22 protein-coding genes are annotated in these 21159 nt (G+C 45.3%); 16 read left to right on the top strand and 6 right to left on the bottom strand.

Going from position 1 to position 21159, the window contains the following annotated elements:
* Positions 1 to 25: 25 nt before the first annotated feature.
* From BTR1S_RS10860 to BTR1S_RS10830, 7 genes are all read left to right on the top strand, one after another.
* Positions 26 to 1333, top strand: coding sequence for a carbohydrate ABC transporter permease (locus BTR1S_RS10860; protein WP_006637296.1), 1308 nt, complete (start codon positions 26 to 28; stop codon positions 1331 to 1333).
* Positions 1333 to 2169, top strand: a complete 837-nt coding sequence (locus BTR1S_RS10855) for a sugar ABC transporter permease (protein WP_029419848.1) — start codon at positions 1333 to 1335, stop codon at positions 2167 to 2169. Before BTR1S_RS10860 ends, BTR1S_RS10855 begins: the two co-directional genes overlap by 1 nt.
* 4 nt (positions 2170 to 2173) lie before the next feature.
* On the top strand, positions 2174 to 3049 hold the full coding sequence (locus tag BTR1S_RS10850; RefSeq protein ID WP_029419849.1) for a DUF1189 domain-containing protein: 876 nt from the start codon (positions 2174 to 2176) through the stop codon (positions 3047 to 3049).
* A complete protein-coding gene (locus BTR1S_RS10845) occupies positions 3027 to 5312 on the top strand; it encodes a glycoside hydrolase family 65 protein (protein WP_029419850.1) in 2286 nt (761 codons plus the stop codon). The genes BTR1S_RS10850 and BTR1S_RS10845 overlap by 23 nt, the downstream gene beginning before the upstream one ends.
* Positions 5305 to 7002 carry a glycoside hydrolase family 13 protein gene (locus BTR1S_RS10840; RefSeq protein ID WP_061781675.1) on the top strand — a complete coding sequence of 566 codons (1698 nt, stop codon included), beginning with the start codon at positions 5305 to 5307 and terminating at the stop codon, positions 7000 to 7002. Before BTR1S_RS10845 ends, BTR1S_RS10840 begins: the two co-directional genes overlap by 8 nt.
* Entirely contained in the window at positions 7002 to 7670 is a 669-nt protein-coding gene (pgmB, locus tag BTR1S_RS10835; RefSeq protein WP_006637301.1) for a beta-phosphoglucomutase, read from the top strand. The genes BTR1S_RS10840 and pgmB overlap by 1 nt, the downstream gene beginning before the upstream one ends.
* An 89-nt stretch (positions 7671 to 7759) precedes the next feature.
* Complete coding sequence (locus BTR1S_RS10830) at positions 7760 to 8599, top strand: GNAT family N-acetyltransferase (RefSeq protein ID WP_155910222.1); 840 nt, start codon at positions 7760 to 7762, stop codon at positions 8597 to 8599.
* Positions 8600 to 8616: 17 nt separating this feature from the next.
* Here BTR1S_RS10830 and BTR1S_RS10825 read toward each other — a convergent pair whose 3' ends face one another.
* Both BTR1S_RS10825 and BTR1S_RS10820 read right to left on the bottom strand, forming a co-directional pair.
* Entirely contained in the window at positions 8617 to 9201 is a 585-nt protein-coding gene (locus tag BTR1S_RS10825) for a hypothetical protein (protein WP_029419911.1), read from the bottom strand.
* Positions 9198 to 9593 carry a hypothetical protein gene (locus BTR1S_RS10820; RefSeq protein WP_006637304.1) on the bottom strand — a complete coding sequence of 132 codons (396 nt, stop codon included), beginning with the start codon at positions 9591 to 9593 and terminating at the stop codon, positions 9198 to 9200. Before BTR1S_RS10820 ends, BTR1S_RS10825 begins: the two co-directional genes overlap by 4 nt.
* A 485-nt stretch (positions 9594 to 10078) precedes the next feature.
* Here BTR1S_RS10820 and BTR1S_RS10815 point away from each other — a divergent pair, with 485 nt between their 5' ends.
* From BTR1S_RS10815 to BTR1S_RS10795, 5 genes are all read left to right on the top strand, one after another.
* A complete protein-coding gene (locus BTR1S_RS10815; RefSeq protein ID WP_006637305.1) occupies positions 10079 to 10561 on the top strand; it encodes a DUF2975 domain-containing protein in 483 nt (160 codons plus the stop codon).
* Between the two features lie 10 nt (positions 10562 to 10571).
* Complete coding sequence (locus BTR1S_RS10810) at positions 10572 to 10796, top strand: helix-turn-helix domain-containing protein (RefSeq protein WP_006637306.1); 225 nt, start codon at positions 10572 to 10574, stop codon at positions 10794 to 10796.
* Positions 10797 to 10913: 117 nt separating this feature from the next.
* On the top strand, positions 10914 to 11705 hold the full coding sequence (locus tag BTR1S_RS10805) for a DUF817 domain-containing protein (protein WP_006637307.1): 792 nt from the start codon (positions 10914 to 10916) through the stop codon (positions 11703 to 11705).
* Between the two features lie 158 nt (positions 11706 to 11863).
* Positions 11864 to 12244, top strand: a complete 381-nt coding sequence (walM, locus tag BTR1S_RS10800; RefSeq protein ID WP_006637308.1) for a cell wall metabolism protein WalM — start codon at positions 11864 to 11866, stop codon at positions 12242 to 12244.
* A gap of 57 nt (positions 12245 to 12301) precedes the next feature.
* The gene (locus BTR1S_RS10795) at positions 12302 to 13321 is read left to right on the top strand and encodes a hypothetical protein (RefSeq protein ID WP_029419910.1); all 1020 of its coding nucleotides are present in this window, start codon (positions 12302 to 12304) and stop codon (positions 13319 to 13321) included.
* Between the two features lie 420 nt (positions 13322 to 13741).
* Here BTR1S_RS10795 and BTR1S_RS10790 read toward each other — a convergent pair whose 3' ends face one another.
* Both BTR1S_RS10790 and BTR1S_RS10785 read right to left on the bottom strand, forming a co-directional pair.
* Positions 13742 to 14044 carry a hypothetical protein gene (locus tag BTR1S_RS10790; protein ID WP_006637310.1) on the bottom strand — a complete coding sequence of 101 codons (303 nt, stop codon included), beginning with the start codon at positions 14042 to 14044 and terminating at the stop codon, positions 13742 to 13744.
* Positions 14045 to 14184: 140 nt separating this feature from the next.
* A complete protein-coding gene (locus BTR1S_RS10785; protein WP_081605356.1) occupies positions 14185 to 14370 on the bottom strand; it encodes a hypothetical protein in 186 nt (61 codons plus the stop codon).
* A 288-nt stretch (positions 14371 to 14658) separates the two neighbouring features.
* On the opposite strand from BTR1S_RS10785, the gene lepB reads away from it, so the two are divergent.
* The gene (lepB, locus tag BTR1S_RS10780) at positions 14659 to 15207 is read left to right on the top strand and encodes a signal peptidase I (RefSeq protein ID WP_006637311.1); all 549 of its coding nucleotides are present in this window, start codon (positions 14659 to 14661) and stop codon (positions 15205 to 15207) included.
* Positions 15208 to 15334: 127 nt separating this feature from the next.
* Positions 15335 to 15979: an SDR family oxidoreductase gene (locus BTR1S_RS10775; RefSeq protein WP_006637312.1), complete on the top strand. Its 645-nt coding sequence runs from the start codon at positions 15335 to 15337 to the stop codon at positions 15977 to 15979.
* Between the two features lie 37 nt (positions 15980 to 16016).
* On the opposite strand, the gene BTR1S_RS10770 is transcribed toward BTR1S_RS10775, so the two are convergent.
* Both BTR1S_RS10770 and BTR1S_RS10765 read right to left on the bottom strand, forming a co-directional pair.
* Entirely contained in the window at positions 16017 to 16886 is an 870-nt protein-coding gene (locus BTR1S_RS10770) for an AraC family transcriptional regulator (protein ID WP_029419908.1), read from the bottom strand.
* A 112-nt stretch (positions 16887 to 16998) separates the two neighbouring features.
* Positions 16999 to 18543, bottom strand: coding sequence for a multicopper oxidase family protein (locus BTR1S_RS10765; RefSeq protein ID WP_006637314.1), 1545 nt, complete (start codon positions 18541 to 18543; stop codon positions 16999 to 17001).
* Between the two features lie 311 nt (positions 18544 to 18854).
* Between BTR1S_RS10765 and BTR1S_RS10760 the strand changes: the two genes are divergently transcribed.
* Positions 18855 to 19859 carry an acyltransferase family protein gene (locus BTR1S_RS10760; protein WP_006637315.1) on the top strand — a complete coding sequence of 335 codons (1005 nt, stop codon included), beginning with the start codon at positions 18855 to 18857 and terminating at the stop codon, positions 19857 to 19859.
* Between the two features lie 402 nt (positions 19860 to 20261).
* Complete coding sequence (locus BTR1S_RS10755; RefSeq protein ID WP_006637316.1) at positions 20262 to 21140, top strand: cation diffusion facilitator family transporter; 879 nt, start codon at positions 20262 to 20264, stop codon at positions 21138 to 21140.
* Positions 21141 to 21159 lie beyond the last annotated feature (19 nt).

Below are 21159 nucleotides of genomic sequence, written 5' to 3'. Positions count from 1 at the left end.
GTCCGGAAGAATAGAGGGCGAAAAAATGAACAAAGATCAAACACTTGCAAAAGAGAGGCGGAAAGCAGGGCTTTTATCCATCATTCCGGGAGTCGGACAGATCGCGAACCGGCAGATTTCAAAGGGAATTTTTTTTCTCGCCATTACAGGGTTGTTTGTTTGTGAATTAGGGATTTTCGGCATAAAGGCGCTCACCGGATTGATTACGCTCGGAAGTGTTCCCGGTGAAGATCATTCGCTGTTTCTGCTCATCGAAGGCACGCTGCAATTGATTGTGACGCTGCTGTTTCTGATGTTCTACATCTTTAATATTTATGATGCCCGCAAGACCGCCGCGATGAAAGCGGCGGGCTTAAAGGTCAGCACGACGGCCCGGGACATGATCAGGAATGCGGGAGATAAAGGGTTTCCATATTTATTTACACTGCCGGCATACTTTATGATGGTGTTTGTCATTATTTTTCCGGTTCTCGTGACTCTGTTTGTCGCATTTACCAACTATGATTTTTATCATATTCCGCCTAACAGCCTGATTGACTGGGTCGGGTTTAAAAACTTCATGAATATTTTACTCCTCGGTTCCTATCGGGAGACATTTACCGATGTACTGGGGTGGACCATCATCTGGACGATCTGCGCGACAACGCTGCAAATTGTTCTCGGCATAGCGACCGCGCTTATCGTCAATCAGGATTTTATTAAGGGCAAGCGGATATTTCGAATGATCTTTTTGCTCCCGTGGGCTGTTCCGGCTTTTATTACGATAATGAGCTTTTCTAATATCTTCAATGACAGCATCGGCGCTATGAACGCACAGGTTATTCCATTATTGAATCATCTGCCGTTTGTGGATCTGCCGGCGGTCTCGTGGAAGACCGACCCGTTCTGGACGAAGACGGCTCTGATTATGATACAGACCTGGCTCGGATTTCCGTATATTTATGTCATGGTGACGGGCGTGCTTCAGGCGATTCCAGGTGAAATGTATGAAGCGGCAAAGATTGACGGGGCCACTTTTATTCAACGTTTTCAATATATCACATTGCCGATGATTTTATTTGCGACCGCACCCGTGCTGATTACGCAGTATACGTTTAATTTCAATAATTTTTCGATCATCTACTTATTTAATGAAGGAGGACCGGGAAGCGCGGGAGCCGGAGCCGGGTCAACCGATATATTAATTTCCTGGATCTATAAGCTGACAACCGGGACTTCGCCGCAATATTCCGTCGCTGCCGCTGTCACGCTGTTAATTTCTTTCATTGTCATTGGAGTTTCCCTGATTGCTTTTAAGAAATCGAATGCGTTTGGCAATGAGGAGGTCATGTGATGAATGCGCGAACCGCCAGGATCCTTACCAAAATCTGCACCTATTTCTTTTTGGCGTTTTTAAGCATTGTCATTATATATCCGCTGCTGATTACGGCTTCTTCCGCGTTTCGTGTGGGAAATGTGACGTCTTTTCAGCTTGATTTTTCCGGTTCATGGACATTGGATCATTTCAAGCGGCTGTTTGAAGAAACGCTTTATCTTCATTGGTATGGCAATACACTTATAATCGCGTTGTCGGTCATGGTGCTGCAGGTTACCGTCGTGACGCTTGCGGGCTATACGTACAGCCGCTATCGCTTTGCGGGCAGAAAAAAGAGTTTAATATTCTTTTTGATCATTCAGATGGTGCCGACGATGGCGGCGCTGACAGCTTTTTACGTCTTGGCCATGCTGATCGGCGCTCTCGATCAGTACTGGTTTTTAACAGCAATCTATATCGGCGGAGGAATTCCGATGAACACATGGCTGATGAAAGGCTATTTTGATACCGTGCCGAGAGAAATTGATGAAGCTGCACGGATTGATGGGGCAGGACATTTGCGGATTTTCGCCTCGATTGTGCTGCCGCTGGTGAAGCCGATGCTTGCTGTGCAGGCGCTTTGGGCGTTTATGGGGCCGTTCGGCGATTATTTGCTGGCCAAGTTTTTGCTCCGTTCGCCTGAACGAATGACGATCGCCGTCGGATTGCAGTCCTTTATATCCAACCCGCAGCAGCAAAAAGTCGCGCTGTTTGCGGCCGGAGCGATACTTGCGGCGCTGCCGATATGTGTATTGTTCTTTTTTCTCCAAAAGAACTTTGTGTCCGGTCTGACAACCGGCGGAACGAAGGGATAAGCCAATGAAAGCTTTGCAGAATGATCGTTTTATGGCCCGATTTCTTAAAGCGGCAGTATCGCCGGCCGGCGTCTGCCGTTACAGAAAGACATTCAGCTGGTTCGAAATCTTTTTTTTATTTGTTTTTTTGACGTCTTGCTTAATGGTGCCGTTTACCATTTCATTTTTGAAAATGGATCGGTTCCATATCGGATCCCTCATGCCGTCGGCCATTCAAGCCGGCAATGAAAGATTTGCCGGCCAATTAAAAGATTATCAACTAACGAATGGAAAGCTGACCGGCGGGAAAAGTTTTTATCGGATCGAAAAAGGACGGACTTTGCTTGCGGTCGATATGAAGCGCGAGTACAACATAAGCGGTGAGAATGGGCGTCTCAAGGTAAACGGCTATGAAAACGCCGTCATCTTTCAGCCTGATCATCTGATCATCAGTGATCAAAACGGGACGGGATTTTCCGTCCGCTATGGCAAAAAGGACGGAAAGCTGGACATCTCCGATATGGAGGCTTTTATCGGGCGATTGTGGTTTGCTCAGTATAAACCGATGATCATGATGCTGGCATGTTCGGCGATATTCATCATCCAGCTGGTGTTGACGGCTGTCATCGCAGGAGGCATATGGATCACAAAAGCATCAAACATGTCCGGCATTGCGTCGTTCAAGGAAGCAGCCGCAGCTGCGGTAAGCGGATCAGCCGTTCCGGTTTTTGCCGCAGCAACGGCCGGTTTAATCCATTTTGACTTCACGGCCGTGCTGTTGATCCATTCCTGCGGCGTCATCTTGATGATTTCATTTACATTTAGGCATTTGTACAAAACCCGCCACCATAACGGGAAACTACAGTCAGGAGGAAACCATGGCAAATCAGCGGCTATTTGAGATAGATGAATGGAAAATCAAAACGAATACATTCGAAAAGGAGCATAAACGGCTGCAGGAAAGTCTGACTTCGCTGGGCAACGGCTATATGGGAATCAGGGGCAATTTTGAAGAAAGCTATTCAGGAGACACCCATCAAGGCACATATATCGCCGGGGTGTGGTTTCCTGATAAAACGCGTGTCGGCTGGTGGAAAAACGGCTATCCTGAATATTTCGGCAAAGTGATTAACGCGATGAATTTTATCGGCATTGATGTATGGATCGACGGTGAAAAAGTCGATCTCTATCAAAACGAGATCGAATCGTTTGAGTTAGAACTGGATATGAAAGAAGGGATTTTACGGCGAAGCGCGGTTGTCCGCATTCATAGCAAAACCGTCAGGATCAGCTCGGAGCGATTTCTCAGCATTGCCGTCGACAAGCTTTGCGCGATTCATTATGAAGCAGAGTGCCTGACAGATGACGCCGTCATCACGCTTGTCCCTTATCTGGACGGAAATGTCGCAAATGAAGACGCCAACTATCAGGAAAGGTTTTGGCAGGAAGAAGCGAAGGGAGCTGCTTCCCACCAAGGCCATTTAGTGGCAAAAACGATTGACAATCCATTTGGAACGCCGCGTTTTACCGTTTCTGCCGCAATGGCAAACGTTACAGAAGGCTTTGCCGATGAAAGCTTTCAAACAGCCGGCATGTATGCGGAAAACCGCTACACCTATCAAACAAAGGCTGGAACAAAGGTTTCGCTGAAAAAATTTATTATTGTGACCACTTCCCGCGATTTTCCCGAGACCGAGCTTGTCACCAAAGGCAGGGAGCTTTTGGCCGGTATTCTCCGGCAGGGCTATGAAGAAGCGAGAAGGAGGCACACTGAACAATGGAAGGAAAGGTGGACAAAAGCGGATATAGAAATTAAAGGTGATGATGAACTTCAGCAAGGCGTCCGCTACAACATCTTTCAATTGTTCTCAACATACTATGGGGCAGATTCACGGCTGAATATCGGGCCGAAAGGATTTACAGGCGAAAAATATGGAGGGGCCGCTTATTGGGATACTGAGGCATACGCCGTTCCGATGTATTTGGCCGCCGCAGATCCGGAAGTGACGAAAAACCTGCTTTTGTACCGCTACCACCATTTGGAGGCCGCCAAACGCAATGCCGCCAAATTGGGCCTGAAGGGCGCCCTGTATCCGATGGTGACGTTCACAGGTGATGAATGCCACAATGAATGGGAGATCACCTTTGAAGAAATTCACCGCAACGGTGCCATTTGCTATGCGATCTACAACTATGTCAATTATACGGGCGACCGGGCGTATATCAGGGAATACGGGATAGACGTTCTCGTCGAAATCAGCAGGTTTTGGGCTGACCGCGTTCATTTTTCCAAGCGGAAAAACAAATATATGATCCACGGCGTCACGGGGCCGAATGAATATGAAAACAATGTCAACAACAACTGGTATACGAATTTGATTGCGGCTTGGACGCTTGAATACACACTTGAAAACCTCGCAACCCTTCCGGCGGAAAAGCGCAGACAGCTGAATGTACGGGAAGATGAAATGGAGACATGGAAGGATATCATGGAGCGGATGTACTATCCATACAGTGAAGAACTGAATATTTTCATCCAGCATGATACATTTTTGGACAAAGACCTGCAAACGGCGGACAAATTGAATCCGGCTGAACGGCCGCTCTATCAGCATTGGTCATGGGATAAAATTCTCCGCTCCAGTTTTATTAAGCAGGCGGACGTTCTGCAAGGCATTTATCTTTTTCATCACCGTTTTACATTGGAAGAAAAACGGCGCAACTTCGAATTTTATGAACCGATGACCGTTCATGAATCTAGCCTTTCACCTTCCGTCCATGCGGTGCTTGCAGCCGAACTCAGAATGGAAAAGAAAGCGCTTGAATTATTTAAGCGCACAGCCCGCCTTGATCTTGACAATTATAATCATGACACGGAAGAAGGGCTTCATATTACATCAATGACGGGGAGCTGGCTCGCCCTCGTGCAGGGGTTTGCAGGAATGCGGGTCTTGAACGGGACGCTGTCATTTGCTCCGTTTCTGCCGAAAGAATGGGACAGCTATACGTTCGCCATCAATTTTCGGGGCCGATTAATCAGCATCAATGTGACAGAGGAAAAAACCGTTATTGAACTGTTGAAAGGAGAGCCGTTCGAGCTGGCCGTATACGATGAACCGATTTTGCTGAACGGCCGATGCGAAAGGAGGACAACCGATGGGTGAATGGTGGAAAGAAGCTGTCGTTTATCAAATTTATCCGCGCAGCTTCTATGATTCTAACGGCGATGGATTCGGAGATTTGCAGGGGATCATTCAAAAACTGGATTATATCAAATATCTCGGGGCGGATGTCATTTGGCTGTGCCCGGTTTTTGACTCTCCGCAGGATGACAACGGCTATGACATCCGGGACTACCGAAAGATGTACGAAAAGTTTGGGACAAACGAAGATATGTGTCAGTTAATAGATGAGGTCCATCAACGCGGGATGAAAATCATCATGGATTTGGTCGTGAATCATACGTCAGATGAGCATCCATGGTTTATGGAAAGCCGAAAGGCGAAGGAAAATCCATACCGCGAGTATTTTTTTTGGAAAGATCCCAAGCCGGACGGCAGAGAGCCGAATAACTGGGGGTCGATCTTTTCCGGTTCGGCTTGGGAGTTTGATGAGCGGACAGGTCAATATTATTTGCATTACTTTTCAAAAAAGCAGCCTGATTTAAACTGGGAAAATGAAGCCGTCCGCCGGGAAGTATACGATCTGATGAGATATTGGATGGATAAAGGCGTTGACGGCTGGCGGATGGATGTGATCGGGTCCATTTCCAAACACATTGATTTCCCGGATTATGAGACAAACGAACACCGCAGTTATATCGTCGGTCCATATCATTCAAACGGTCCCCGCCTTCATGAATTTATTCAGGAAATGAACCGGGAAGTGCTGTCAAAGTATGATTGTATGACAGTCGGCGAAGCGAATGGCTCAGACGTGGAAGAAGCGAAAAGGTATACGGATGCAAGCAGGAATGAGCTGAATATGATCTTTACATTCGAACATATGGATATCGATACGGAACAGGGGTCGCCGAATGGGAAATGGCAATTCAAACCGTTTGACCTGATCGCTTTGAAAAAGGTGCTGACCCGGTGGCAGACTGCTCTGATGGATGTGGGCTGGAACAGTCTGTACTTTGAAAATCACGATCAGCCGAGGGTCATTTCGCGCTGGGGAAATGACGCGTCTCTGCGAAAGCAGTGTGCCAAAGCATTCGCAACGGTTCTTCACGGTCTGAAAGGAACGCCTTATATTTACCAGGGAGAAGAAATCGGCATGGTCAACAGCGATTTCCCGTTGGACATGTATGAGGATCTTGAAATCAAAAATGCCTATCAGGAGCTGGTCATTGAAAATCAAACGATGACAGAGGAAGATTTCCTGAAGGCGGTAGGCCAGAAGGGGAGGGATCACGCGCGCACGCCGATGCAATGGGACGACAGCCAACACGCCGGCTTTACGGCGGGCGAGCCGTGGCTTGCGGTAAATCCCCGCTATAAAGAAATCAATGTGAAAGAAGCTCTGGCCGACGCGGATTCGATTTTTCACTATTATCAGAAGCTGATTCGATTACGTAAACAGCACAAGGTGTTTGTCTACGGAGATTATCAGCTGCTGCTCGGGGATGATCCGCAAATATTCGCTTATACCCGCGAGTATGAAGGCGAAAAGCTTTTCATCGCAGTGAATTTGTCAGAAGAAGAAGCTGTGTGTGAAGCGCCTTCGGAACTGCTTGGTGACCAGTGGGAAGTGCTGCTTTCCAACTGCCGCCAAGAGGATGAACCGAAACATATCCGGCTGAATCCATACGATGCTGTCATATACATCAGCACTGGAAAGGGCCGTCACTAGTGAAAGCGGTCATATTTGATTTGGATGGAGTCATAACAGATACGGCTGAGCTGCATTTTCTCGCGTGGAAGCGTATCGCTGAACAATTGCATATTCCATTTGACAGGGACTTTAATGAAAGGCTGAAAGGAATCAGCAGGGAGGAATCGCTTGAACGCATCCTGGACCATGGCGGATTGTCAGCGACATACTCAAAATCCGCAAAGCGGGATCTCTTGGTAATGAAAAATCAATATTATCAAAAACTGATAGACAACATTACGCCCCGCGATCTTTTGCCCGGAATCGGGCGTCTCTTATGTGAACTGGAAAAAGAACGGATCAAAATCGCTTTAGCTTCGGCAAGCCGCAATGCCCCGTCCATTTTAAAAAGGCTGGACCTGATCAACGTCTTTGATGTCATCGTCGATCCGGCAAGTCTTAAAAAAGGAAAGCCCGATCCTGAAATATTTTTGGCGGCTGCCGGGCATCTCGGCGTATCCCCTGTGGACTGTGCAGGTATAGAAGACGCCGAAGCCGGGATCGCCTCGATCAAATCAGCGGGGATGTTTGCCGTAGGAGTCGGGAATGAACGCGCCATGCATGAAGCAGACCTTTCTGTCAGGCAAACGTCTGATTTGTCGTTTGACCTTCTGTATGAAGGCTGGAAGCGGCGCATGGAACGATAATTGGGGACGGCGACAGAAAATGCCCCTTGCTTTCAAACGTAAAGCTGTTCTTTAATGAAAGTAAAGAAACAGAAAGGGGCTTAATCAACGTGGAAGTCAAAAGATTCAGCTGTCCCGAAGAATTTCTTCGGCATGCCGAGCATGCGCTTTTAGAGCATGAAGCAGTCAACAATTTGCCGCTTGGGCTTTTGTATCATCTGCGGGAACAGCAAGACTCTGAAGCCGTTTTGCTGTCAGCGGAAAATGAACAGGGAATTCAGCTGATGGCAGTTATGGCTTCAGGTGAATTGATTTTGGCTGGAGACGAACGCCGGGTCGAAGCGGCAGGTGAACTGGCCGCGTATATAAAAAAGGCGGGAATCAGGCCGCCGGGCGTCATCGGGCAGCCCGCGATTGCCAAAGCTTTTGCAGATGCATGGAAAAGGAAGACGCGGGTCAAGATGAAGCAAACCATTTATCAGCTCGATAACGTCAATGACGTCTCTCTGAGTTCAGGAAGCTTAAGAAAAGCGGATCAGCGTGATCTGGAATTGATCACCGATTGGATACATTCGTTTTCAGAAGAGGCTTTCCATGACGGCCTCGGGCATGAAAAGGCGAAGAAAATGGCCGCCCGGGGGATTGATAAAGCTTCAATTTATGTATGGGAGGACTGTGGGGAGGCTGTTTCAATGGCTCAAAAATCGAGGCCGACGAAAAACGGCATCACCGTCAACCTTGTGTTTACACCGAAAAACCGGCGAAACAAAGGCTATGCAACATCATGTGTGGCGGCCCTCAGCCGGACGCTGTTGGACGAAGGGGTCTCATTTTGCAGTTTGTACACCGATCAAGCCAATCCGACATCCAATAAAATCTACGCGGAAATCGGCTACAGGCCGGTTGCGGATTCGATAGTGTATGCTTTTGACCAGTCTGAAAAAAGCTGATGAACACTTTGTTTCAATCAGCTTTTTTCTTTGATCAGACGTTTATGGCGCAATTTGATGCGATCTCCTTTGTTCACGCTGTCATATTGCTTTTTTGAGACGAGGACGGCCTGCTGCTTTCCGCTTTGATCCTCAATGATCAGCCAGTATCTGTTTTCCTTCGGTTTGGCAATCTCTTTTTCTCTCACTCCGATACTTTGCAGCATGCTTTTTTGTTCGGCTGTATATCCATGTGAATGAAAGATCATCCAGTATGGAAAATAATAATTAAAAAAAGACGTGCCTGCGGGATTTTGATTGATTGTCTGTTTGACGCTTCTCTTGTACAGGGCGTTTGCAGGCAATGTTCTTTGCAGACTGTTCGAAACTCTGTTTTTAGTGAAATTTTTCGCCGAATTGCTTTTATTTGCGGCGTTTTTCATATAGCTTCTCGCATTTTTATGAACCGAAGCCGCCCGGCTGCCGGCAGAGCTTTTTCCTGATGTGTTTGCAGACCTTCCCCCTGACGAGCTTGTCCCGCTTACAGCTTCTGCGTTATCTGCCCATACTGCTGTAAACATGAATAAAACGGCGAGCATCAGCAATAGCGTCTTTTTCTTCATTGTTGATCATCACTGCTTTTTTGTTCTATTTTGTCTTTCACGACTCCTTCAAGCGGCTTCTGGTCGTATGTCATGTAAGGCGGCCTGTAGATGAACACTTCATCATTCCGCATTTTGATGTAAGGCTGTTCGATATCTTCCACATTCTCCACATATTTTTTAAATGTTTTCGTTTTTTGCTTGCCGTTTTCCATATAGGAGACTTTGACTTCCGGGGCGCTGTCAGATTCGCTGTCATTCAGATAATCGAACCAGACGAGATCATATGTTTTCAGCGATTTGTCTTTGGCGGCTTCTTGAGAACGGTCTTCACCGCTGTCGTCGCAGCCGGAAATCAAAAGGGCTGCGGTAAACATCATGAGAGTAAAAGAAGTGAGTTTGAATTTTGTCATATTTTATCATCCTGTCTATCTGTTTTTCTCCTTTTATACGAGCAAAACAGGCGAAAGTGTCAATTTTTATATCGATTACTGCCTCTTATTTCTGTGCTTTTCAGATTAGTTTTCAAGTAAGTATTAAAGATTCCCCGCGCACTGTCTGGCATTTTTGTAAACTCACCTAAAAACAATTCCCCGAGCTCACTGAATCCCAGTGACAGAATTTTTAATTGAAAAATCGTTTGGATTTAGTGATCCAAGGCACATTGAACTTCGAACTAATTGTTGCGGCATGCTTTTTTCTTGTTGTTCAACGGTTCAGTTGGCTGCACAAGTTTTACATTGTAGAGCATTACCGTAAGAACGAATTTTGTCTTGGCTAAAATGAAAAAGACCACAACATAACAATAATAAAATGATCCATTTCAATATTTTTTTATTGTAAAACGATAAATAATATGCTAAATTCAAATCGACAACAAATAAGTGAGGTGCTTTTTATGAAACGAGTGTCAACACTCTTCTTAAAGATAGCTGTTATTCTTATTGGAATTCCAATTCTTGCTTTATGCATTTTTTTGGTGCCTAAGATAGCCAATTATACAGCAGAATTACTTCCCAATATTGCTTATATAAAATATCTCGTTTTCATCTATTTGTATGTAACGGCGATACCTTTTTACTTTGCTCTTTATCAAGCGTTTCAACTTTTAAGCTATATTGATAAGAACAAAGCGTTCTCTAAAATTTCTGTAAGAGCTTTAAAAAATATCAAATACTGTGCGAACACAATCAGCATCTTGTATGTGGCAGGCATGCCGCTTTTTTATCTCGTGGCGGAGATAGACGACGCCCCGGGTATCATAGTCATCGGATTGGTCATTATTTTTGCTTCAATGGTGATTGCAGTCTTTGCTGCTGTTCTTCAAAAACTGTTAAAAGAAGCGATTGATATAAAAACAGAAAATGACTTAACGGTCTGAGGTGATGAACATGGCAATTATTATCAATATTGATGTGATGCTGGCTAAAAGGAAAATGAGCGTAACAGAACTTTCGGAGAGGGTTGGGATAACGATGGCTAATCTTTCTATATTGAAAAATGGAAAAGCAAAGGCCATTCGATTATCAACTTTAGAGGCGATTTGCAAGGCTTTGGAATGTCAGCCCGGGGATATTTTGGAATACCAAAGTGATGAAGACACAAGGGATGTATAAATCAGAAATATTTATCATGAAAAGGAAAATGGGGCTGAATGATCCTCTCCGCATAATTCTTAGTCCATTAAAGCAAACATTGCAAATATTCAGAAAAAACCTATGGAGGCACAAATCATGAGAGCACTAAAACAACTCGTTCGTTTTGGTTGGGAGCAGGCCCTATCATGTTTGTTTCCTGTCGTTATTTTTGCCTCTTTGGCTCTTACAAAAATCATCCCTCTTCCCTTCTTGCCACGGTATGACTGGCTGCTCATCATCTGTGTTCTCATGCAGTGGTTGATGGTGCGTTCAGGTCTTGAAACACGGGATGAATTAAAAGTGATCACATTGTTTCACCTTATTGGACTTGCTCTTGAACTTTTCAAGGTACATATGGGCTCCTGGTCTTATCCGGAGGAAGGATATTTCAAAATTTTTGGAGTGCCTTTGTATAGCGGCTTCATGTACGCAAGTGTAGCTAGTTATCTTTGCCAGGCGTGGAGGAGGCTTAAGGTTGAACTGGTGAAGTGGCCGCCGTTTTTGGTAGTCGTACCTCTTGCCGCTGCTATTTATTTAAATTTTTTTACCCACCATTATTTGATTGACATTCGTTGGTGGTTATCTGGACTTGTCATGATCGTCTTTTGGCAATCATGGGTTACATATGAGGTTAATGGAATTCGTTACCGTATGCCACTCGCACTTTCTTTTGGGCTCATCGGATTTTTTATCTGGATAGCCGAAAATATTGCAACGTTTTTTGGGGCGTGGGAATATCCAAACCAAACCGATGCATGGAGTCTCGTTCATCTAGGAAAGGTGAGTTCATGGCTGTTATTAGTGATTGTCAGCTTTCTTATCGTAGCGACGTTAAAACAGGTTAAAGGGAAAAATACCACCAAGATAGAAACTGGTCAATTTTTATAGTAAGGATATGAAAAATTCACCGCTTTTAATCGAAGAAGGGCTTAGAATATGTAATATTTGCATTCCAAACGTAAAGAAACTGTAAAAGAGCTTGTCTATGAAACACGGTATAATCTCTATGTCAGAAAAAAATCCCAGCACATGGAGGATATTTTTATATGAAGAAAATACTCTTTTCAGTTTTTGTTTTAGCGGCGAGTTTACTGTTGGCATTTAATTTTGCCGGTGAAGCCAGCGCTAAGACAAAAAAAGTCAGCGGCTATATTACTTGGTACAATGGAGTGGGAAAAATCGGCGCTGACGGAAAAAGGCTCGGTCATTGGGATTGTGCTACAAAAATGGGTTTTGACGTTCCGCGTAAAGGCACAAAAATAAGAGCTTATTCAAAAGCAAAACCTAAAAAAGTGATTACGGTATATAAATACGATGTCGGCAGACTGCCCGGCGCTGTTTTGGATGTAAGTCCGAAAGCCTTCAGAGCTTTAGGATTTTCAACAAGCAAAGGCAAGGTCAAAGGACATTATACTTATAAAAAATAAACGAAATGGAGCAAGAAAAATGTTTTCTTGCTTCTTTCTATTGGCGGAGATCAGAACATGAAAAAAATAATGATAATCTTGGCGGCGGGAATCGTTTTAGCTGCAGGGGTTTTTGCTGTGTTCCGTTTTTCCGGATTAAAAACGGAGCAAAAAGAGGCAGGCAGTTCAGACCTTCTCGTGTCCTTTACAGATCAAAAATTAATGACCTCTTATTATGAAAATCAGAAAGTGCTTTACAAAGAAAAAATGACGGACTATCCTGCTATGGCGCTGGATCGCAAACATCAAATCCTATACTATACAAATTTGGACAAGAGCAGCGGACGGCGTTTGATCAAACTGGATCTGAAAACAGGCAAAAAAACGACGCTGCATTCAGGCGATGAATATGTAGACGAGCTAACCTTGTCAAAAGACGGCTCAAAACTGTACATGCGTTATAATCTCTCGGCTGAACGAAACTTTCATCTGGCATCATTTGATTTGAAAACAAAGGCGTTTACCGCCATCTATCCGAAATTAAACGACAAGGATGAAACGGTAAGCTTCTATCAATACAATCAAGATAAAGGCCAGTTTGTCCTCCTGCACTATTCCGAGGAGGAAGATTATAAGAAAACCGATGAGGCGAATAGCAAGGGAGTCGCTCCAGAACCGACCAATATGCGCATTTCTTTAGCCGATGAGAAGCAGAATCAAGACATAAAAACGATAGCGAAATTCATTAATGATATCGCAATCTCGCCAAATGGGAAGACGGCGGTTTTTACCGCAACAGATGAAGAAGGCGAAAAAACGGCGATCTGCAAGCTGGATGTCGAGACGAAAGAATATAAACCAATCATTAAAGACGGGCGGGAGTTCACATTGATCGACTCGGCGCAGCCGCAGTTTTCAAAAGACGGGAAAAAAATCTTTTTCCTAGCCGAAGCAAAAGGAGCTAAGCTTCTGAAAGATGAAACGGGAAACGAAGCGAAGGTTAGAACGATTTTCGCTTACGATACCGATACAAAAAAAGTAAGCAAAGAATGGGAAAAACCGAACGGGATCATCAATGGTTTTACTGTTTTGAATTGACATCGGCCGGCAAGCGTTTTTCAAACAGCTTAGCCGGCTGATTGTTTTTCGTACAGGCTATGGTTAAAGAAAGCATATCTTGTGAAAAGCCTATCTTGCATTACATACAGAATCCCGAAACCAATATATAATGGCAGCTAAAAATATAAAAAATCTTTTTGTTCGCTATGTATGGCAAAGGAAGGGCGAATCGATACAAAAAGCAAATGCGATCATCACATATCGTTTTAGAAAATCCCCGCGTTATCATGTAATGGATAAAGCCTGGACTTGAGAACAAAACGATTATTTCTAAATACTTCACAATTTCCCTTCCCGGTTTGTTTTTTCTTATATGATAATTGATGGAGCTATTGATTTGCGCAAACAATTCGATCCGTACATGTTTTGGGTGAATGGCTCATTGCCCGATGTCAGCCCTCAATCATATGGAAATGGATATAATGCGGTCAACAGAGCAAACGGGAAGATCCTTCTTCTGAACCGGCAGTATGTTTTCAGCGGATATCTGAAGTTCCCGTAAAATTGTCTTCCTTCGGTTACGTTTTCCGGGATGAGGACTGATGCTTCCCGGCGATTTGCCCCTTCAAGGATGCCGTGAACCGATCGCCCATCTTTCAGTTTCAGCACAACGTGGTAATGCATATACTTGAGGCAAAGATCATGCAGCGAACGTTCATGATCATGGGGCATCGAGCAGAGAACATCGTGAGGGACGCTCATAGCTGTTTTTCATCTCCTTTTCCATTAGCATATTCAGCTATTGGATGATGGTTCCAAAGCTGACTTGGCGTCACGGACGTCCAGCGATCAAATGGAAAAAAGCCGATTATCATGTGTGAATCGGCTTCTCATGAACATTCTCAGCACTTCTTTCTCCGGCATGTAAAGCGGTCATCGTCATCATCAGAAAAACACTTTCTTCTTTTGCATTTGAAACGGTCGCGATCATCAGAATGACGCTGTTCACTGGTGTCATTCGTCTTCGGCGTATGTTTCGGCTTGCGGTTGTATGGATCGTAATTGTCGTATTCATCGTAGTTGTACATGGCGCTCACCACCTTTATCTGGGTTATGATAATGTATTGCAGACGGAATGAGTTTGCCTGTGCATCTATAACGGTTTTTGCCTATAGCTCTGCCAAATTTATAAAATAAAACAGGGGAAATGAAAGGATTTTCTGCAAGGAAACGCTAATGTATAATAAAACGGGATTTTTCACCATAAAACGAAGAAGCGCGGAAACGGCATGAAGGCGAGCCGTCTGGTATGATATGAGAGAGAATGCATACCAAGCGGCAAAATTCTGATATAATCGATATGAAGGAGAGAAAATATGAAGAATACTAGAAAAAAAGAGATCTGGTCATGGGTGAGGACGCTTCTCATTGCGGGGGTAATTGTATTTATTTGCCGCTATTTTCTGTTTACACCGTCAACTGTTTTAGGGGATTCAATGTCTCCAACCCTGCAAAACGGGAATATGGTTATGGTCAGTAAAATCAGCGACATACATCGTTTTGACAAGATTATTTTTCATGCCCCTGATGCTGACGAAGACTATGTCAAAAGAGTCATCGGCGTCCCCGGGGATTCGATTGAGATGAAAGACGATGTCCTTTATATTAATGGAAAAACCTATGATGAGCCTTATCTGAAACAAAATAAGCAAACCTTGGCGGGCGATGAACATTTAACAAATAATTTCACCCTGAAAGACTTAACAGGCAAAGAAAAAGTGCCGAAAGACAGTTTCTTCGTTATGGGAGACAACCGGCAGAACAGCAGAGACAGCCGCTATTTTGGATTTGTTTCAAAATCCTCCGTCGTCGGCAAAGTCGAGTTTCGCTACTTTCCATTCAACGAAATCGGCGGAATAGAATAAGAAAAGACTTCCCATGATAGAGATGGGAGGTCTTTTCTTTTTGCCGGATTCGTGTGGGCCGGCTGTTTGAAGGATCATACATACAATGAAATAATAGAAGAAACCGAAGCGAAAGGAGCAGGATGATATGAAAGTGTTCATCGTCGGAGCAAATGGGCAGATTGGCCGGCACCTGACCAACATGCTGCATGAAAGCAGCGAACATCAGGTCAGGGCGATGGTCAGAAATGAAGAGCAGGCGGAGACATTGAAGCGCTCCGGAGTCGAAAGCGCGCTCGCCAATTTAGAAGGGACTGTGGAAGAGATTGCGGAAGCGGCAAAAGGCTGTGAGGCGATCGTCTTTACGGCCGGATCAGGCGGAAACACCGGTGATGATAAAACATTGCTGGTCGATCTGGACGGCGCGGCAAAAACGATTGAAGCCGCACAACAAGCAGGCATTAAACGGTTTATCATGGTCAGCACATTGCAGGCCCACAACAGGGAAAACTGGAACGAAGCGATAAAACCTTATTATGTCGCAAAGCATTATGCGGATAAAATACTGGAAGCAAGTGATTTAATATATACGATCATCCGTCCTGGAGGGCTTTTAAATGAGCCGGGCACAGGGAAAATAACAGCCGCGGAAAATCTGGAGCGGGGCGCGATTCCCCGCGAAGACGTAGCTGCCACAGTGGCCGCCGCACTTACTGAAGAGCGCACATTCGGCCGTTCATTTGACCTGCTCAGCGGAGAAACGGCGATCGCCGAAGCGCTGAAAGCAATCTGAGCGAACATACCGGGAATCCAAAATGGGTTCCCGGTATTTATGTAATGGGAATATAGATTTTCATTTTCATGTCATGCGGATAAGCGGAGCGGCGCACATCAGTCACCTCAAAATCCGGTCCTTCCCTTCTTTCATAGTTCGCATTCGCAAGCCATGTGCGATAGATGTACCTTCTTGTGTTTTGAACCTGTTCAGTCGGCCCGCTTACGTCAAACACGGCGTACTTCCCGCCGGGTATCTCAATGTGGACAAACCGGTCTTCGGTATTTTGAGCCGACGAGAGAACCGCCTCGCCGACGATAAATGAAAATGCGCCCTCATCCCGGAAATTGCATGATATGCCGTATGACATGTCAGGCGCTGCTTTATCAGGGATCTTCAAAAAGTATTCATTAGCTCCGAAATCGTGGTAGAAGCCGGGGATGTCTTCAAAATACTGTTCATCGTTCAGGTCTGTGTGGTATTCATAACCGATGACGGGAATGGAGTCTAAGTGCATGATGGCCGGTTTGGGAATCGATTCGTCTCCATTGAGGCTTGTTTTCAGGTCGAGAAAATTGATGATAGACTGGCCATCCAGTTGGATTGTTGATCTGCGGTATTTGGCCGGGGTGATCCCGAAGCAATGGGCGAACGCCCGGCTGAATGCTTCCTGTGAACCATACTGGTAGTCGATGGCGATGTCGAGGATTGTCCGGTTGGTCTTCTTCAGCAGATTTGCGGCTTCAGTCAACCGCCGCCGGCGGATATATTCCCGTACGGAAAAACCGGAAATCGCTTGAAAAAGCCGTTGAAAATGGAATGGTGAGAAACAAGCCTTTGAAGCAATGTCGGTGATGGGTAATTCCTTTTTCAGATTTTCTTCCATAAAATGAACAGCGCTTTGAATTCTTTCGTAATAGTCCACTTTGACACAGCCTTTCGGAGTTTTCTTGCCTTTATTGTACACGATGGAAGACCGCTTTTTTTGATCCGTTGTGCTTTTTATAAATGAAAAAAGCCTCCGGCAAAGGAGGCTTTTATGATTGGATGCGAAAATCTGTGACGTCAAGGGGCCGCATCATATCATAATCTTCATGCTCGAGTATATGGCAATGCCACACGTATTTGCCGCTGTACGGGCTGAAGGTGGCGATTATGCGCGTGACTGATCCGGGTGGAACCTTTACCGTATCTTTAAGTCCTCTTTCATTTGGCGGGGGAGCAGCGGCAGGGCCGGTAAAAATCAGTTCTCCGTTTTCCTGATAGCGCTCCGTGTCAAATGGGCGGTGGTCAAGAATGAAAAATTGAACGAGATGCAAATGGATCGGATGGATGGCCCTTCCCGCATTGACGATCGACCAGATCTCAGTGCTGCCAAGCGCGGGGGTCTCTGTCACGGGCGCATGCCATCTCGTGTTGTTTAAAAGAAGGACAGGCCTTCCGTATTGATCCTGCGATGCCCCCAAGGTCAAACGCCTGATCGTATTGATATTTCGGTTTTGGAAAAACGGCCGCTTTCTCAATATTTTTGGAATCTTGCTAGTGTCCTTTTGTTTTAATGGCTTGGATACGCGGAACTGCATAATATCGGCATCGGTTTCCGGGTCTGCATCCTCTCCGCCGCAGCCGATCCGGTTTTTCAAAGTGACTGTTTTTCCTTCTGCATTCGAAAAATCGACGATAAGGTCGCATCTTTCAGCAGGGGCGATCGTGAGTGACTCGACTTTTGCCGGGCGCTGCAGCAGGCCGCCGTCTGTTCCGATTTGATAAAACGCATGCCCTGAATCGAAATACAGTTCATATATCCTCGTATTTGAAGCATTCAGAACGCGAAAACGGTATTTTCGCGGTTCGATTTCTGCGTAGGGCCACACTTTGCCATTCACCAAAATGGTATCTCCGCAAAATCCGGGGACAATCGACGGATTCGGCAGATCTGGAGAAGGGTCGTCAGGCTGCCGCGGATAAAACAATGAACCATCCTCCTGAAACGACTTATCCTGGATCAAGAGGGGAATCTCATATTCTCCTTTTGGCACGTTTAAAGACTGTTCTTCCCTGTCACGGATGAAATATAAACCGACAAGGCCCGCATATACATTCAGTCTTGTCAGGGCCATCGCGTGATCATGGTACCAGAGGGCGGTCGCGTCCTGGTGGTTGGGATATTCATAAACCTCCTTTTCGAAAAACGGCCCCGTTTCTTTAAAATCCCTTGTATACCAAGCCTCAGGATAGCCGTCGCTGTCAGCCGGAGTATTTCCGCCGTGAAGGTGAACGACCGTTTTGACTTGATGCTCCTCATGGGCGTCATGGTGAATCGTGTGGTCGATAGGAAGAAAATGGTGATGCGGCAGTTTATTCATCCATTTGACCGCGACCTTTTCATTTTTTTTGACTTCAAATGTAGGTCCGGGGTAGCTTCCGTTATATCCGTAAAGCCGGGTAGGCGGCAGATCTCGGTGAAGCTGTTGATAAAACTCCTGCATCGTGACCTCATAGTAGGTGTTTGTTTTGCTTTTTGTATGAGGTTTGATCACTTTTGGAATCGGCAGCTGGTCGACAAATTTTTCAAGTTTCATGTTTCACCTGTCCTCTATGTTCTGATAAAAAGATTAGTACATTATAAGACGGGACCTATGTTTAGGTTCCTGCCTGAGAGAGAAAAAATGCAGAGGAAGCCGCTGTAAAGGCGTCTGTCCAAGCCTGTTTTTCGGAAGCCTTTTATGATAATAAAGACGAAGTTTTACAAGGGAATGAACGGGATATTTCAAAACGATTAAATATGGCGTTTTGCGAGGGGAGAAGGTGGTGCTCTTTTACGAGGCGATGATACATTATGTGTGATCCCTTTTTTTGCGGGATAAAAGCGGGTTGAAAGGAGATGCCGGTGATGCCGAAAAGGATCGATTGGATTGACGCGGCGAAAGGGCTGGGAATTATCCTGGTCGTGTTAGGCCATACACCGACAACTGAATGGCTGAAAACGTTCATTTTTTCTTTTCACATGCCGCTGTTTTTCTTTTTGTCAGGGGTCGTGTACCGCGATGAGAATATGACCTTTTCTTCCTTCCTTCTCAAAAAAATGAAGACTCTTCTTTTGCCGTACTTCATCTTTTCCGTCATCGCCTATTTATATTGGTTGTTTGTCGAGAGGCATTTCAAGTTCAGCGGCAGTTCGGATGTTGATCCGATCGTCCCGTTTAAAGGGATTTTTTATTCCATTCCTGACGGCTATATGCTGACCCATAATCCTGCTCTATGGTTTTTAACATGCTTGTTCATCGTCGATATGCTGTTTTTTTGGTTGAAAAAAACGCTGAAGGATCACGATGTTGTCCTTGTTGTGACGGTATCCGGTCTGTTCGGTTATATCAATTACCAGTATCTCGGATTAAAGCTTCCGTGGAATATTGAGGTCGCTTTGACAGCCCTCGGTTTTTATGCGGCCGGTTTTTTTCTGAGGCATATGCTGAAGGCTGACAGACATCGCAAAACGCTGCTCATGTCATTGTTTCTGTTCATTCTGGTCGGCTTTCTGCAAAGCCAAAACGTCAGAGTGGATATGAGAGCGAATGAATACGGAAACATGGCGATCTTTTACGTTACGTCATGTTTGGGAACGGCCGGCGTGATACTTATAAGCTTTAAACTGCAGCATGCGGCGCTTCTGCAATTCCTCGGCAGAAATTCGCTGATCATCCTCGTTCTTCATTACCCGGTCATCCGGATGTTAAAAGCCATCATCTATTATTTCATGAATGTTTCCCTTGATGAGACATACGGTTCCGTATTGTGGGGCGGCGTGTATACTGCCGTGACCTTGCTGATCATGGTTCCGTGCATTCTTCTTTTGAACAGATACCCGGTGTTGCTGGGGAGGAAAAAAAGATGCTGAATCAAAACGCCTTGCAGAGATTCTGCAAGGTGTTTCGGCCTATTTCAGGTTAAACGCGATTGTTCCTGTCACTTTGCCGTCTGGCGAAAGATCTCTGGATAGTCGGCAGTCTCTGATTGTTTAACGTTTTTCTGAAAAAATTCGCTTGTAAAAAAGAAAAATAATTCGGAAAAAGGATCCGAACCTTATTCGGCGGCATGCCGGAGAGAGTAAGGGGATTTGAAAAAAACTTGCCGTACCGGGGTTTTTCGGGGATTGGCCGGGCTGAAATTTGTTTCCTTCAATAAAAAAAGTTCTATTGCGACTATATTTCTGCAAGAAGTGAATCATGTTTCTATAGACTCACTCGGGTTTTGCTTTGTATGATAAAAGCGAATACACGGATGGGAAAGGAAGCTTTTTATGGAACGGTATGACGAATTAAAAAAAGGAGAAGCCGGGGCATGGGTCAGTATAATCGCTTACCTTGTCCTGTCGGCTGTTAAGCTGATGATCGGGTATATGTTTCACTCCGAGGCCTTAAGGGCAGACGGGCTTAACAACACGACGGACATTATTGCATCTTTAGCGGTGCTGATCGGTCTCAGGATTTCGCAAAAGCCGCCTGATGAAGACCATCCGTACGGGCATTTCAGGGCCGAGACGATCGCCTCGCTCGTCGCCTCTTTTATTATGATGGTTGTCGGGCTTGAGGTGCTGTACAGTTCTGGTGAAATGTTTTTTCACCCGAGAGAAACAACTCCCGATATGATTGCGGCTTGGACGGCGGTCGGGAGTGCGGCCGTGATGTTTTTGGTTTACGGCTATAATAAAAGGCTCGCTAAAAAGGTAAACAGCCAGGCGCTTTATGCGGCCGCCGCAGACAATAGATCAGATGCTTTCGTCAGCATCGGAACGTTTACGGGCATTTTCGCGGCGCAGTTTCACCTTGCCTGGGTCGATACGGCTGCGGCATTTATCATCGGATTGATCATCTGCAAAACGGCGTGGGATATTTTTAAAGAGGCCGCCCACTCCTTGACGGACGGATTTGATATAAAGGATATTTCGACATATAAAGAAACGATTCAAAAAGTTCCCGGCGTCGGCAGGATCAAGGATGTGAAGGCGAGATATTTGGGAAGCGCCGTTCATATTGAAGTCATCGTTGAAGTCAGGCCTGACCTGAATATTTCTGAAAGCCACGATATCGCCGATGAAATTGAAAGGAAAATGCAGGAGGAGCACTCGATCGTTCATTCCCATGTTCATATAGAACCGTTTAGAGACGATGTAAAATAACCTTTTCGATTGGAAAAGG

This window comes from Bacillus sonorensis NBRC 101234 = KCTC 13918 (assembly GCF_001592005.1).
Lineage (GTDB): Bacteria > Bacillota > Bacilli > Bacillales > Bacillaceae > Bacillus > Bacillus sonorensis.
This window is presented reverse-complemented; position numbering and strand designations above follow the sequence as displayed.